The 15,399-nt window shown below is 67.6% G+C and carries 10 protein-coding genes and 1 tRNA gene; 6 read left to right on the forward strand and 5 right to left on the reverse strand.

Features of this window, described 5'->3' with window-relative positions; genetic code table 11:
• The first annotated feature begins 248 nt into the window (after window positions 1-248).
• From BST47_RS14515 to BST47_RS14525, 3 genes are read left to right on the forward strand one after another with little or no spacing between them, the layout of a single operon-like run.
• Window positions 249-4,175 (forward strand): Pls/PosA family non-ribosomal peptide synthetase, encoded by a 3,927-nt coding sequence (locus BST47_RS14515; RefSeq protein WP_083126229.1) that lies wholly within the window; start codon window positions 249-251, stop codon window positions 4,173-4,175.
• The gene (locus BST47_RS14520; protein ID WP_083126230.1) at window positions 4,172-5,509 is read left to right on the forward strand and encodes a M1 family metallopeptidase; all 1,338 of its coding nucleotides are present in this window, start codon (window positions 4,172-4,174) and stop codon (window positions 5,507-5,509) included. The genes BST47_RS14515 and BST47_RS14520 overlap by 4 nt, the downstream gene beginning before the upstream one ends.
• Complete coding sequence (locus BST47_RS14525) at window positions 5,506-6,762, forward strand: polysaccharide biosynthesis protein (protein ID WP_083126231.1); 1,257 nt, start codon at window positions 5,506-5,508, stop codon at window positions 6,760-6,762. The genes BST47_RS14520 and BST47_RS14525 overlap by 4 nt, the downstream gene beginning before the upstream one ends.
• Here BST47_RS14525 and BST47_RS14530 read toward each other — a convergent pair.
• Complete coding sequence (locus tag BST47_RS14530; protein WP_083126232.1) at window positions 6,742-7,344, reverse strand: TetR/AcrR family transcriptional regulator; 603 nt, start codon at window positions 7,342-7,344, stop codon at window positions 6,742-6,744. The genes BST47_RS14525 and BST47_RS14530 overlap by 21 nt on opposite strands.
• A gap of 1 nt (window position 7,345) precedes the next feature.
• Window positions 7,346-9,127 carry an N-acyl-D-amino-acid deacylase family protein gene (locus tag BST47_RS14535; RefSeq protein WP_083126233.1) on the reverse strand — a complete coding sequence of 594 codons (1,782 nt, stop codon included), beginning with the start codon at window positions 9,125-9,127 and terminating at the stop codon, window positions 7,346-7,348.
• 96 nt (window positions 9,128-9,223) lie between these two features.
• Here BST47_RS14535 and galE point away from each other — a divergent pair, with 96 nt between their 5' ends.
• Together galE and BST47_RS14545 are read left to right on the forward strand one after the other, a co-directional pair.
• Window positions 9,224-10,201 (forward strand): UDP-glucose 4-epimerase GalE, encoded by a 978-nt coding sequence (gene galE, locus BST47_RS14540; protein WP_083126235.1) that lies wholly within the window; start codon window positions 9,224-9,226, stop codon window positions 10,199-10,201.
• Window positions 10,198-11,982 (forward strand): hypothetical protein, encoded by a 1,785-nt coding sequence (locus BST47_RS14545; protein ID WP_083126516.1) that lies wholly within the window; start codon window positions 10,198-10,200, stop codon window positions 11,980-11,982. Before galE ends, BST47_RS14545 begins: the two co-directional genes overlap by 4 nt.
• A gap of 50 nt (window positions 11,983-12,032) precedes the next feature.
• Here the strand turns inward: BST47_RS14545 and BST47_RS14550 are convergent, their stop codons facing one another.
• Window positions 12,033-12,773 (reverse strand): SDR family oxidoreductase, encoded by a 741-nt coding sequence (locus tag BST47_RS14550; protein ID WP_165799793.1) that lies wholly within the window; start codon window positions 12,771-12,773, stop codon window positions 12,033-12,035.
• A 318-nt stretch (window positions 12,774-13,091) separates the two neighbouring features.
• Between BST47_RS14550 and BST47_RS14555 the strand changes: the two genes are divergently transcribed.
• On the forward strand, window positions 13,092-13,967 hold the full coding sequence (locus BST47_RS14555) for an alpha/beta fold hydrolase (RefSeq protein ID WP_083126237.1): 876 nt from the start codon (window positions 13,092-13,094) through the stop codon (window positions 13,965-13,967).
• Here BST47_RS14555 and BST47_RS14560 read toward each other — a convergent pair.
• Together BST47_RS14560 and BST47_RS14565 are read right to left on the reverse strand one after the other, a co-directional pair.
• A tRNA-Thr gene (locus BST47_RS14560) sits at window positions 13,967-14,039 on the reverse strand. The genes BST47_RS14555 and BST47_RS14560 overlap by 1 nt on opposite strands.
• Window positions 14,040-14,122: 83 nt before the next feature.
• Window positions 14,123-15,331, reverse strand: coding sequence for a DNA polymerase III subunit delta' (locus BST47_RS14565; RefSeq protein WP_083126238.1), 1,209 nt, complete (start codon window positions 15,329-15,331; stop codon window positions 14,123-14,125).
• Between the last annotated feature and the right edge of the window lie 68 nt (window positions 15,332-15,399).

The raw sequence follows: 15,399 nt of genomic DNA on the forward strand, positions 1-15,399 counted from the left end.
TCCGGTCGCCGCGGCGGACAGCGAATGCAGCCCGAATAACGCCGGAGGTCTCTTCCACCGCATGTCGTAAGCGGTCCGCAGCACCGGTCGTCCCATGTAGGTCGACGTGATGACGACGCTGCGGCGAAGGAATACTCCCCTCCGTACATGATTCTGCCAGGTAACCGCGATTGACCGAAATCGAGGAAACCAAACCCACCGCGTGCGGCGCGCGTGCGCCGACCGCGCCGCTTAGTAGTTTTATAGCCGTGACTGGGGATGTTGGGCCCGAGGTACCTCGGCAGTATTTGCTGTCGCGGCATGCTACCGAGCCCAGAACGCTCATCGACATTCTCTATGAGACTGCCGGCCGTCATCCCGATTCGCCGGCCATCGACGACGGCGAGGTGCAGCTCACGTATGCCGAGCTGATCTCCGACATCGAAGACAGTGTCGAGTGGCTGGCCGCCCGCGGGATCGGGCGCGGTGACCGCGTCGGGATCCGGATGCCGTCGGGCAGCTACGCGCTGTACGTGGCGATACTCGCGACGCTGGCCAGCGGCGCCGCCTACGTTCCGGTCGACGCCGACGATCCCGACGAACGCGCGGGCCTGGTGTTCACCGAGGCCAACGTCGTCGCGATCATCACCGAGGCCGGGTTGATCCGTGCGCAGGGTTCGTCGCGGGGGTGGCGCGCCGCGGCGCCGCTCGGCCGCGACGACGCCTGGATCATCTTCACGTCCGGGTCCACCGGCACCCCCAAGGGCGTAGCCGTCACACACCGAAGCGCGGCCGCGTTCGTCGACGCAGAAGCACGAATGTTCCTGCAGGACAGCCCAATCGGGCCGCACGACCGGGTGCTCGCCGGGCTCTCGGTGGCCTTCGATGCGTCGTGTGAGGAGATGTGGTTGGCCTGGCGGCACGGGGCATGCCTGGTGCCTGCGCCACGTTCGCTGGTGCGCAGCGGCATGGACCTGGGCCCGTGGCTGGTGTCGCGAGACATCACCGTCGTCTCCACGGTGCCGACGCTGGCGGCTCTGTGGCCCGCCGAGGCGCTCGAGGCGGTGCGCCTGTTGATCTTCGGTGGCGAGGCCTGCCCGCCGGAGTTGGCCGAGCGGCTCGCCGTTGAGGGGCGCGAGGTGTGGAACACCTACGGACCCACCGAGGCGACCGTCGTCGCGTGCGCGGCGCGGCTACGCGGTTGGGCACCGGTGAGCATCGGGCGGCCGCTCCCGGGCTGGGACCTGGCGGTGGTCGACAAGTCGGGTGTTCCGGTGGCTCTCGGCGAGGTCGGCGAACTCGTGATCGGTGGCGTTGGGCTGGCCCGGTATCTGGACCCGGAGAAGGACGCCGAGAAGTACGCACCGATGCCCACCCTTGGATGGAGCCGCGCGTACCGCAGCGGCGACCTGGTTCGCCTCGAAGACGACGGCCTCTACTTCCAGGGGCGCGCCGACGATCAGGTCAAGGTGGGCGGCCGGCGGATCGAGCTGGGCGAGGTCGACTCCGCGCTGGTCCACCTCCCCGGCGTCAGCGGCGGCGCGGCCGCGGTGCGCCGCACCGCCAGCGGAACCCCGTTACTGGTCGGCTACATCGCCAGCACCGATCCCACCTTCGATCTCGCTAACGCGCGGGCCACGCTCGCCGAGGCGTTGCCTGCCGCGCTGGTGCCGCGTCTGGTGCTCGTCGACGAACTGCCGACGCGGACGTCCGGCAAGGTCGACCGCGACGCGCTGCCATGGCCACCACCCGGTGAACCCGAGGACGCGGACGCACCCGACCTCGGCGGCACGATGGGCTGGGTGGCCGGTCTGTGGCGCGATGTCCTGGCCGCCCCCATCGAAGGGCCCGAGGCGGACTTCTTCGCGCTCGGCGGCGGATCTTTGTCGGCCGCCCAGCTGGTGACCGCCCTACGTCAGCGCTATCCGCAGGTGACCGTGGCCGACCTCTACGACCATCCGCGGCTCGGATCGCTGACCGGGTACCTCGATGAGTTGAAACCGCCACCGCGGGTAGAAACCCGTGTGGTCGAACCGACGCCGTGGCTTTCACAAGCAGTTCAGGTTGCGCTGACGCTCCCGCTGGCCACGCTTACGGCGCTGCAGTGGGTGGTCTGGCTGGCACTGGCCAACAACATCGCCGCGGAGCTGAACCTGGTGCCGTGGTCGGCGCCAATCGGCTGGTGGTGGATCCTCGCAGGCTTCCTGCTTTTCGTCACACCGCTCGGCCGGATGGGCATCGCAGTGCTGTTCGCCCGGATGCTGCTGTCGGGGCTGGAACCCGGCACATACCGTCGAGGTGGGCCGGAGCATCTGCGGGTGTGGTTCGCCGAGCGTCTCGCGGAAGCCAGCGGTGCGGAGAACCTGGCGGGTGCGCCATGGCTGGTGTACTACGCGCGCGCGCTCGGAAACAAGGTTGGCAAGGGGGTCGACCTGCACTCGGCTCCACCGGTGACCGGCATGCTCAAGCTCGGTCACCGCAGCTCGGTCGAACCCGAAGTCGACCTGACGGGTCACTGGATCGACGGCGACCAATTCCACGTCGGCCGGATCAGCATCGGCAACGACGCGACGATCGGCGCCCGCACGACGCTGCACCCGGGCGCGGTCGTCGGCAAGAACGCCGATGTCGCACCGGGCTCGGGTGTCGCCGGCAAGGTCAAGAACGGTCAGTACTGGAAGGGCTCACCCGCGGTCAAGTCCGGGAAGGCCCGCCATCCGTGGCCGGATCACCGGCCGCACAGGGCACCGCTGTGGGTGGCGGTTTACGGGGCGACGTCGGTGCTGCTCGGCGCGGTTCCGCTGCTGGCGCTCGCTGTCGGTCTCGCCGTGGTCGGCTGGGGTGTCCGCGGCGCCGACACCGTGACGGCGGCCATCGCCCCCGCCGCAGTGTGGACTCCGGCCGCGACCCTGGCCGCTGTGCTGACCTATGCGCTGCTGACGATCGTCGGGGTGCGCCTGCTCTCTCTGTGGCTCAGCGAGGGTTATCACCCGGTGCGCAGTCGCGTCGGGTGGCAGATTTGGGCCACCGAACGGCTGATGGATGCCGCACGCAACTATCTCTTCCCCTTGTATGCCAGCCTGCTGACGCCGTGGTGGCTGCGGATACTCGGTGCGAAAGTGGGGCGTGGCACCGAGATCTCGACCGCGCTGCTGACCCCGAAGTTCACCGTGGTCGAAGACGGTGCGTTCCTGGCCGACGACACCATGGTCGCGTCGTACGAACTCGGTGGCGGCTGGATACACGTCGCGAAGGCGACCATCGGTAAACGGGCGTTCCTCGGCAACTCCGGAATCACCCAGCCCGGCCGCAAGGTGCCCGACGACGGGTTGGTCGCGGTGCTGTCCGCCGCACCGCACAAGGCAAAGGCCGGATCGTCGTGGTTGGGCAGTCCGCCGGTTCGGTTGCGGCGCAAGCCGACAGCGGCCGACACGCTGCGCACGTTCCACCCGTCGGTGCGGCTGAAGATCCTGCGCTCCCTGGTGGAGACGTGCCGGATCGTACCGCTGATCGTGACGTTCGCAATCGGCGTCGCTGTGCTGCTGACGCTGCAGTGGCTGGCGGTCACCTTCGGTTGGTTGTGGGCGGCGCTGGCAGGCGGCGTCGTCATGCTGACCGCGGGGGCAATCGCGGGCGGTATCGCCGTGGTCGCGAAATGGGTTGTGGTAGGCCGTATCCGGGCCATCGAACATCCGTTGTGGTCCCCGTTCGTGTGGCGCAACGAGGTATCGGACACCTTCGTCGAAACCGTGGCGGCGCCGTGGTTCGCGCGTGCCGCCACCGGCACCCCGGTGATGAACCTGTGGCTGCGGGCGCTCGGCGCGTCGATCGGACGCGGCGTGTGGTGTGAGACGTACTGGTTGCCCGAGGCCGATCTGGTCGCCCTCGGCAGGGGTTCGACGGTCAACCGCGGCTGCGTGGTCCAGACGCACCTCTTCCACGACCGCATCATGCGGATGGACACCGTTGTGCTGGAGGAGGGTGCGACGCTGGGCCCACACTGTGTCGCGCTGCCGGCCGCCAAGATCGGCGCGGGCGCGACGGTCGGCCCGGCCTCGCTGGTGATGCGCGGCGACGAGGTGCCGCCGTCGACCCGCTGGCTGGGCAATCCGATCGCACCGTGGAACCTGTTCCGTAAGAAGCGCGGTGGCAGCCCTGACCCGGCGCCCGAGAAGCCAGAAGACGCCGCAGCGTGACGCGGAGCAAGAAGAAGGGAACCCTCCCCGTCATCGATCCTTACATTCCGGCCAACGGCAATTTCGGCTACCGGGTATCGCGCTACGAACTCGATCTGGAATACAAGGTGGCGATCAATCGGCTGGCGGGCACGGCCACCATCACCGCCGTGACGCTCGCCGCCTTGCGCAGTTTCACCCTCGACATGTCGCATGCGCTTTCGGTGACGAAGGTGACCGTGAACGGTCGGCGGCCCGCGCAGTTCCGGTCGTCTCAGAACAAGCTGCACATCGGGTTGGCCGACGCCGTGCCCGCCGGCGCGGCGATGTCGATCGTCGTGCGTTACGGCGGTTCTCCGCGGCCGATTCGCTCCCATTGGGGCGAGGTGGGTTTCGAGGAACTCACCGAAGGCGTGCTGGTGGCCGGTCAACCGAACGGCGCCGCCTCCTGGTTTCCCTGCGACGACCACCCCAGCGCGAAGGCGAGCTTCTCCATCCGGATCAGCACCGAGAGTCCGTACTACGCGCTGGCCAACGGCGAGCTGGTGTCCAAGCGGGCGCGGGCCGGGATGACGACCTGGACCTATGAGCAGGCGGAGCCGACGTCGACGTATCTCATGACGCTGCAGATCGGCCTGTACGGCAGACACCGAATGGCCAAGAACGGTGTCCCGATGCACGCCCTTCTGCCGGACCGGTTGCGGCGCAACTTCGATCAGGACTTCGCCGACCAGCCGAAGATGATGAAACTGTTCGTCAAGCTTTTCGGCCCATACCCGCTGGCGACCGGATACACCGTGGTCATCACCGATGACGACCTCGAGATACCGCTTGAGGCGCAAGGTATCTCGATCTTCGGCGCCAATCACTGCGAAGGCCGGGGCAGCTCCGAACGGCTGATTGCGCACGAACTGGCCCACCAGTGGTTCGGCAATTCGGTCACCGCCCAACGTTGGCGGCACATCTGGCTGCACGAGGGCTTCGCCTGCTACGCGGAGTGGTTGTGGTCGGAACACTCGGGCGGCCGCACCGCCGACGAGTGGGCACACCACTACTACCAGCGGTTGGCGGATTCGCCGCAGGACCTGCTGCTGGCCGACCCCGGCCCGCGCGACATGTTCGACGATCGCGTCTACAAGCGAGGCGCCATCACGCTTCACGTGCTGCGCAGGCACATCGGTGACGACAATTTCTTTGCGCTGCTTCGTGACTGGACGGAACGGCACAGGCACAGCACAGCCGTCACCGACGACTTCACCGGGCTCGCCTCGAATTACACCAACGACTCCCTGCGGCCGTTGTGGGCTGCGTGGCTCTACTCCACGGAACTGCCTTCCCTGGACTTCTCCCCGTGACGGATGCCGGCACACCGGGTCCCGTCGCGCGCGCGAGCGTCGCACGGGTCGGCGTGGCAACGGCGCTGTCCGCGCTGTGCGGCTACACGGTGCTGTATCTGGCCGCCCGCGACCTCGAGCCGATCGGGTTCGCCGTGTTCGGAGTCTTCTGGGGAGCCTTCGGACTGGTGACCGGCGCAGCGTTCGGCCTGTTGCAGGAGACGACGAGGGAGGTGCGCTCGGCCGGCTACACCGATATCGCCGAAGGACCGCGGACCCACGCGATGAGGGTGGCGGCGATAGTCGGCGTGGCGGCGGGCGCGCTGATCGCGGCCAGTTCGCCGCTGTGGTCGGCGCATGTGTTCGCCGATGCGCGCTGGCTTTCGGTTGCGCTGCTGGCCGTCGGCCTTGCCGGTTTCTGCCTGCATGCCACGCTGCTCGGCATGCTGGCGGGGCTGGACCGCTGGACGGCATACGGGTCGTTGATGGTGACCGACGCGGTACTGCGGGTGATCGTGGCGGTCGCGACGTTTCTGGTGGGCTGGGGCCTGGTCGGATATCTGTGGGCCACGGTGGCCGGGGCGATCGCCTGGCTGATCATGTTGGTCGTCTCCCCCGCCACGCGCGATGCGGCCCGGCTACTGACGCCGGGCGGCACGGTTACGTTCCTGCGTGGCGCGTCACATTCGATCGCTGCCGCGGGGGCGAGTGCGGTTCTGGTGATGGGCTTTCCGGTGCTGCTCAAGGCGACGTCGGGTGACCTGGGTGCGACGGGTGGCGTCGTCATTCTGGCCGTGACGCTCACCCGTGCGCCGTTGTTGGTACCCCTGACCGCAATGCAGGGCAATCTGATCGCACATTTCGTCGACCAGCGCACCGAGCGCATGCAGGCGCTGATGAAACCGGCGGCAGCGGTGATCGGGCTGGGCCTGCTCGGCGTGGTGGGCGCCGGAGTCTTCGGACCATGGCTGTTGCGCAACGCATTCGGCGCCGAGTACCGCGCCGACGGCGCGCTGCTGGCGTGGCTGACCGCGGCGGCGATCGCGATCGCGTTGCTCACCCTGACCGGTGCCGCGACGGTGGCGGCGGCGCTGCACCGGGCGTATTCACTGGGATGGGTCTCGGCGACGGTCGCATCGACGGCATTGCTGATGCTGCCGTCGGACATCGAGACCCGCACCGTGATCGCGCTGATGTGTGGGCCGCTGGTGGGCATCGCGGTGCACCTGAGTGCGCTGGCGCGTGCTCGCGCGTCAGTCCTGCCGGATGGGTGATGCGCCGGTGAGCAGCGTCGTCAGCAGCTCGATCCGCTTGTCCTCGAGCTCGGGCTGCGGCAGCACCGCACGCACGATCGCCGCACCGTCGAAAGTGTTGGTCAGAATCGCCGTCAGCGCGGCGAACGTATCCTCGGGAAACTGATCGGCACCGGGCAGTGCCCGCGCGGCCTCGTAGATGTTCGCGGCATACTCGGTCAGCACGTCTTGCAGTGTTTCCCTGAGCTTTTCGTCGGTGCGCGCGGCAACCAGCAGCTCGTACATCACGGTGTTGGTGGCGTTGCCTGTGACATCGCGCAGGACCGTCAGCGCGGCCTCGAGAGCCGGCTCGGTCGACGGTATCTCGGCGACGCGCTTCGAGAACAGGCCGAGTTGGCGCCGCATCACCTCCCGCGCAGTGGCCGCCATGAAGTCGCCCATGGTGGGAAAGTGGCGGAACAGCGCGCCGTCGGAAACACCGGCACGCCTGGCGATCACGGCCGCCGACGCCCGCGCGTACCCCACCTCGACGATGGTGTCGATGCTGGCGTCGAGCAGTCGGGCGATCGTTTCCTCACGACGCTGCTGTTGCGTCCTTGCCATATCAGACAAGCGCTTTCGCGGGCTCGGCCGCACCGGCCCGCAGGAAGCGCCCGGACTTGACCGTCGTTCCGTAGCCCTCACAGAAGTCGCCGTCGCGGAACACGACCGTCCCGTTGACCGCCGTCGCCACCACCGTGGCATCGTTGCGGTTCACCATGCGGCTCAGTCCGCCGTAGAACGGGACCGTCGCCTCGTGGTACGCGTTCACCGATTCGTCGAGGTGCTCAGGATTGATGACGACGAAGTCGGCACGCTCACCCTCGCGCAGGGTGCCCGCGTCGAGGCCGAACCATTCGGCGACCTCGGCGGTGAGCCGGTGCACCGCCCGCTGCGTGGACAGGAAGGGGCGACCCGCCCGCTCGGCGTCGCGGACCCGCTTGAGCAACCGCAGCGAGAAGTTGTAGAACGCCATGTTGCGCAGGTGGGCGCCGGCATCGGAGAACCCCATGTGGATGGCCGGTTCGGCGGCGAGCTTGTCGAGGTACCTGGGCCGGTGATTCGCGACGATCGTCGTCCACCGCACGTTGCGCTCGCCGTTCTCGACGAGCACGTCGAGGAAGGCGTCGAGCGGATGCAGCCCGCGCTCGTCGGCGATCTGGCCGAAGCTCTTGCCGATCAGCGTCTCATCGGGGCACTCGACGATCGTGGCGTCGTGGAAGTCGCGGTGCCACAACGACGGTCCGAGCTTCTTGCGGTCGAACGACTTGCGGAACCGGCGGCGGTAGTCGGTGTCGGCCAGCAGCTCGTTACGTTCGATCTGGTCCCGTAGATGCAGCGCCGCGGTGCCCGCTCCGAACTCTTCGAAGACCGGCAGGTCGATGCCGTCGGAGTACAACTCGAACGGCACCGGCAGATGCTGGAACCGCACCAGCGAGTCGAGCACCTTGTTGAGCAGCCTGACGCCGGGCCCGAATACGTGCACTGCTCCGGTGGCGGACTTCGCATCCGCCGAAACCAGCAGGCTCATCCGGACGCCGGGCCGACGGCCGAACCACTTGCTGCTCGTCAGGAAGAACATCAGCGCCGATACCGGGCTCTTGGTGTTGGGCGCGCTCTGCAGGATGCGGTTGCGCTTGCGCAGGACCGAGATCAGTTTGCGGCGCTCGTGCCAGGTGGCGAAGGTCGAGGGCAGTGCCCGCGAACGGAACCGGTCGCCGTCGAGTTTGTCGATGGGGGCGTCCATGCCGGACAGTCCGAGAAGGCCTGCGTCGAGCGCCTTTTCGAGCATCACCATCATGCGGTCGAGTTCGGCCGGAGTGGGCTTCACGCCCTCGGTCGTCGCGCGGTCCAGGCCGAGCACGCTGGTGCGCAGGTCCGAATGCCCCAGCATCGAGCCGATGTTCGGGCCGAGCGGCAGATCGTCAATGGCACGGACGTAGGAGGCCGGGTCGGACCACGTCTTCTTGGCTTCGAGCGCGCCGTGGACGAAGCTGCGGGGCACCGCTTCCACGCGACTGAACAGATCGGCGGCGTCATCGGTGTCGGCGTAGACCGTCGACAGTGAGCAGTTCCCGAGCAGCACCGTGGTGACGCCGTGGCGTACCGACTCGCGCAGGCCCGGATCGAGCAATACCTCGGCGTCGTAGTGCGTATGCACGTCGATGAAGCCGGGAACGATCCACTTGCCCGCGGCGTCGATGACGTCGGGGCAGCCCGTCTCGTCGAGGGGCGCGGCGGACACCGTCGCGACGATCCCGTCGCGGATACCCAGCGATCGCACCTGCGGGACCGCGCCGGTCCCGTCGAACCAGAGGCCGTTGCGAACGATCACGTCGAAGGTCATGCCGGCGAGCGTACAACAGAAAGTGAGTACTCACAATCTTTTCTGGTGAGTCGACTTTGTTGACGGTGGGAGCCGCTCTCTAGACTCGGCTCCAACATGACGTGGATGGTGACGGGCGGGGCGGGCTACATCGGGTCACACGTGGTCCGCGCCCTCCAAGACGCCGACATTCCGGTGGTGGTGCTCGACGACCTGTCCTCCGGGCTGGAGCAGTTCGTACCCGAATCCGTGCCGTTCGTGCGCGGCACCCTGCTGGACGGTGACCTCGTCACGCAGACGCTGCGAGACCACGGCGTCGAGGGCGTCATCCACATCGCCGGCTACAAGTACGCGGGCGTATCCGTCCGCCGCCCGCTGCACACCTACGAGCAGAACGTGTCGGCAATGGTGACGCTGCTCAAGGCGATGGACGCCGAGGGCGTCAACAAGATGGTGTTCTCGTCGAGTGCGGCTACCTTCGGCACGCCGGACGTCGACATCGTCACCGAGAACACCCCGACCCGGCCGGAGTCGCCCTACGGCGAGACCAAGCTGATCGGCGAATGGCTGCTCCGCGACGCCGGGCGGGCCTCCGGCCTCGAGCACACCAGCCTGCGTTATTTCAACGTGGTGGGCTCGGGTTCGACGGATCTGTTCGACGTGAGTCCGCACAACCTGTTCCCGTTGGTCTTCAACATGCTCTACCGGGGCGAGACCCCACAGATCAACGGCGACGACTATCCCACGCCGGACGGCACGTGTGTGCGCGACTACATCCACGTCGCCGATCTGGCGCTGGCTCACGTTGCCGCCGCGAAACGGCTGACGGCCGGCCAGCCGGTCGAACCCGTCTACAACCTCGGCAGCGGCGACGGAACATCCGTGCGCGAGATCATGACAGCGATTCGGGAAGCGACCGGAATCGAGTTCGAACCAATCATCAAACCCCGGCGCCCCGGCGATCCGGCCCGCATCGTCGCGGCAGGCGATCTGGCCGCCCGGGACCTGGACTGGAAGATGCGGCATTCGCTCGGCGAGATGGTGGCTTCCGCGTGGGCGGCGCGCAGCCAAGCCGGCGACACCTATCCGGCGTGAAAAGGTTTACCGAGCAAGGCAACTGGGTCTTCCGCGCCGCTGTCGCGCTGGTCGCGGCGCAACTGGTCATTCGGGCGGTGCTCGCGTTCAGCGGCTACTTCTACTGGGACGACCTGATCCTCATCGGCCGGGCGGGCACCCAGAACCTGCTCTCGCCGGGCTACCTGTTCGACGACCACGACGGCCATGTCATGCCCGCGGCGTTCCTGGTCGCAGGCGGGATCACTCGCCTGGCACCGCTGCAATGGTTCCTGCCGGCGCTCAGCCTGATCGTGCTGCAGCTGCTGGCGTCGCTGGCGCTGCTACGGGCACTGCACGTGATTCTCGGCTGGCGCCCGGTCCTGTTGGTGCCGTTGACGTTCGCACTGTTCACCCCGATGGCCGTCCCCGGCTTCGCGTGGTGGGCGGCGGCGTTGAACTCCCTTCCCATGCTGGCGGCGCTGGCGTGGGTGTGCGGCGACGCCGTGCTGCTGGTGCGCACGGGCAATCAGCGCTATGCCGTGACGGGTCTGCTGGTGTTCGTCGGCGGCCTGCTGTTCTTCGAGAAGGTGGCGGTCATCCCGTTCGTCGCGTTCGCGGTGGCGGCGCTGCTGGCCTATGTCACCGGCACGGGATCGCCGATGACTGTGTGGCGCCGCGGTATTCGGCTCTGGGTCTCCTCGCTGGCGGTGACGGCCGGGTGGATCGCGGTGTACCTCGCCGTCGTCGACCAGAAGCGGTGGACCCTCGACTGGTCGATGACGTGGGAGCTGCTGGCCCGGTCGGTGACGCACGGCATCGTGCCCGGACTCGTTGGTGGTCCGTGGGATTGGCAGCGATGGGCGCCCGCATCCCCGTGGGGCACGCCGCCGGTGATCGTGATGGTGCTGGGCTGGATGGCCCTGGCGGCCGTGATCGCGCTGACCGTCGTTCGCAAGCGGCGCATCGGTGCGGTGTGGCTGGTCGCGGTCGGGTACGCGGTGGCCTGCCAGATACCGATTTACCTGATGCGGTCGTCGCAGTTCACCGCACTCGAGTTGGCGCAGACGCTGCGATACCTACCCGATCTCGTCGTGGTGCTGGCCCTGCTGGCGGCCGTCGGGTTGTGCGCGCCGAACCGCGAGGGAACCGAGTGGCTGGACGCCTCCCGGGCCCGGACAGGTGTGATTGTCGTTGCGACAACCGCATTCATGGCCAGCAGCCTGTACTCGACGGCGACGTTCCTGATCAGCTGGCGCGACAACCCGGCACAGCCGTATCTGCAGAATGCCGAGGCGGGCCTGGCCGCGGCCGCGCAAAGGTCCAGCGCGGCGATGCTCGATCAGGAGGTCGACCCGATGGTGCTGCAGCGGGTGGTCGGCCCCGAGAACCGGGCCAGCCACATGTTCGCGCTGCTGCGGGACAGGCCCGAATTCGCCTCGGCGACAACCGACTTACGCATGCTGGACAACTCAGGGCGGCTGGTCGACGCGAAAGTCACGTGGGTGCGCAGCATCCTCGAGGGTCCGGCCCCGCAGTGCGGCTATCTCGTTCAGCCGGATTTTCCCGTGCGCATGCCGCTGGACGGTCCGCTGTTGCCCTCCGATTGGACCGCTGAGATCAACTACCTGGCCAACAGTGATGGATCGCTGACGATGTCGTTGACCGAGGGTATCGACGTGAAGGTGCCGGTCCACCCCGGGCTGAACCGGGTGTTCGTCCGCCTGCCCGGCGCGGGCGACGCGATCGAAGTCAGCGCGAACACCGCGGCGTTGTCGGTGTGCATCGCGGCGGGACCGGTCGGATTCGTCGCACCCGAATAGGCGACCTCCGCTAATCGCTGGGTTTGGCTGGCATTGTCGCCCAACGACTTTCATTGATTGACGATCTTGAGCCCCAACGACGGCGCTGCACGGCTGAGTATCTGCAGTGCTTTGGCCAGCCCGACGACAATCTCGTCGCGGCCGGCGTCCAAGCCGGCCATCGCCGCGTCGACGAACGCGTCGAGTTCCATCGCGCGCGGGGGAGTTTGGTCGAGGTTTCGATGCAGATCGGTCGCGACGACGGGAGGGATCAGTTCGACGACCTGGACACTGGAATCCCTGAGTTGCCGCCGCAGGGCGATGGTGTAACTGTGCACGGCGGCCTTGGTTGCCGAATAGATCGGCGCAGCGGCCAACGGTACGTAGCCCAAACCGGAGCCGACGTTGACGAGTCGAGAGCGCGGCTGGGCCTGGAGCAACGGCAGCAAGGCGTTCACCACGTAGATCGTGCCCTTGAGGTTGACGTCGACCTCGCGCCCCAGCTCGGCCGGATCAACCGGGCCCGGCTCGGCGAAGTCGAACAGGTGCTGGATGCCGGCGCTGTTGATGACCGTGGTCAACCGGGGCCACCGATCACGAACTCGCACGGCAAGCTCCGCGACCTGTTGGGGGTCGGCGACATCAACCACTTCGGCGTGCATGCCGGGATGGCGCGCGGCCACCGCCTCAACGCGTTCGCGACGGTGTCCGGCGACGATCACTTGGGCTCCCCGTGCATGAAAGGCGCCGGCGAGACCGGCGCCGATGCCGGAACCGCCGCCAGTGATCAGCACCACCTCCGACGTGCTCACTGCTTCGGACGTCCGCCTTCGCCCTCGACCCTTGACCACGCGCATACGAGCTCCAGTCACGTTGTCGCCACGTTGCCATGAAGACGCGCCGATTCGCGGTCACCTGTACTCCGCGACATCATGCACGCCGGCACTCATGAAGCGATTATGAACACTGTGGCCGCCCGCTGCTGCGGACGACCGACGGGCTGAAAGTTCCCGATCGCCCGCAACGGGCTCAGCAAAGCTGGATCGCCGATGTGATTTGTCATTCGACCGGCTATGCCGGATTTCCCGGGAGGAGTTTGACGCCGAGACCTGACGGGGAAGGCAGCGGGTATGTCACTTGCGCCGGTTCGTCATCGCCGAATCACCGTCGACGGGATCGACACGTTCTATCGCGAAGCGGGCCCCGCCGATGCGCCTGTGTTGTTACTCCCACACGGGTATCCCGCCTCGTCGTTCGTCTATCGCGACCTGATGGCCGCCCTCGGCGGACAGTGGCGGACCGTCGCACCCGATCTGCCCGGGTTCGGTTACAGCGCAACGCCGTCCGCTGAGATGTTCGGATACAGCTTCGACGCCTATGCCGACTTCCTGCAGCGGTTCACCGACGCGATCGGCTTGGAGCGCTTCATCGTCTGGCTGCACGACTACGGCTCGCAGTTCGGGTTTCGGCTGGCGCTGTCGCGGCCCGAGCGGATCACGGGTCTGGTGATCCAGAACGGCGACATCTACGCCGACGCCTTTGGGCCGAAGTACGCCTTTCTGAAGAAGCTTTGGGACAACCCGGGCCCGGCCGCACGGCGCCGCATCGCCGATCACGTCACGCTCGCGGGGTTCGAGAGCGAGTTCCGCGGCGAACTGCCCGACGATGTCGCCGACCGCATCAGCCCCGACCTCTGGACGCTGCACTGGCAATTGATGAACACCCCGGAACGTCTGGCCAACCTGATCCACCTGCTGGAAGACCAGCCGTCGACGCTCGACTGGTTTCCGCGTGAGCAGGCCTATCTGCGCGAGCACCAGCCGCCTGCCCTGATTGTCTGGGGTCCGCACGACGGCTACATGCCCGAAGAGTCGGCGCGTGCCTACCACCGCGACCTGCCCGACGCCCGGCTGCACCTACTCGGTGGCGGGCACTGGCTGTTGCAGACACATCTCGGCGACGTGGTCCCGCTGGTCTCCGGCTTCTTGAAAGGCCTGAGTTCTTGAGCCACCTAGGAGAATCGAACTCCTGACCTATTCATTACGAGTGAATCGCTCTACCGACTGAGCTAAGGTGGCGTGCCCCTGGCCGATGAGCGCTTGCGCGAAGAGCATCGACACGGGCGGGACGAGTCTACGACAGGGCATACCGAGCGCCCAAGTCAGTCACGCAGCGCCTGCCCCACCGTGGCCACCATCGCGTCGACCGCGAACTTCGGCTTCACGTTCATGTCCAGGGCCTCTCGGCACTCCAGCACCGCCTCGATGCAGCGCAACAGCTTGTCCGGCGGCGCGTGGGCGGCCATCGCGGCCACCCGCTCACCCATATCGGGGTGGTTCGGTTGGACAGCGCCCGCGCCCGCGGACACCAGCAGCGCATCGCGGAAATAGGTGGCCAGGTCGATCAATGCCCGGTCGAGCGCGTCGCGCGACGCCCGTGTCTTACGCGACTTCTGCCGTCGCTCAAGATCTTTGAGCGCACCGGTCGCACCCCGCATCGTGCCGGCGGTGCCCTTGCCGGTGCCACCGGCACCCAGTGCAGTGCGCAACTCCTCGGCCTCGGTCTCGTTGCGGTCGACGGTCAGCGACACCGCTTCCGCCTCGGCCGCGGCGACCAGTTCCTCCGCGGCGGCATAGGCCCGCGACGGCGTCGCGGCGTCGCGCGCCAGTCCCAGCGCCCGCTGACGGCGGTCACGCGCCTCCTGGTCGACGGCCAGCCGCCGCGCCCTGCCGACATGTCCACCGCTGACCGACGCCGCCCACCGGGCGTCATCCTCGGCCAGACCATCGTTCTCGATCAGCACCTGCGCGATGGCGTCGACCGGCGGCGTCACCAGTGCCACATGCCTGCACCGGGACCTCAGCGTGATCGCGATGTCCTCGGGGTCCACCGACGGTGCGCACAGCAGGAACACCGTCGACGGCGGCGGTTCCTCGACGACCTTGAGCAGCGCGTTCGCCGCACCCTCCGTCAGCCGGTCGGCGTCCTCGATCAGCACCACCTGCCAGCGTCCCGTCCCCGGCCGCCGCGACGCGATCTGCACGATGGCGCGCATCTCGTCCACGCCGATGGACAAGCCCTCGGGCACGATCCGCCGCACATCGGCGTGGGTGCCGGCCATCGCCGTCGAACAGGCGCGGCACTGCCCGCAGCCCGGAACGCCGTCGCTGGTGCATTGCAGGGCGGCGGCAAAGCACAGCGCGGCGATCGATCGGCCCGACCCGGGCGGCCCGGTGATCAGCCACGCGTGTGTCATCGTCCCCGTCGCGGCTGCGCTGTGAGCCGAATCACCGCGCGCGGCCTGTGCGGCGGCGATCAACTCCGCTTCCACGGCGTGCTGGCCCACCAGACGCGAAAAGACACCCGTCATCGCAGATAACAGTAGTGCTGCGAAGCGACACGTCCGCCCCACAGGGCTCGTTTGGGCCTTTTCCCGTC

The sequence above is a fragment of the Mycolicibacterium tusciae genome, from assembly GCF_002086795.1.
GTDB lineage: Bacteria > Actinomycetota > Actinomycetes > Mycobacteriales > Mycobacteriaceae > Mycobacterium > Mycobacterium tusciae.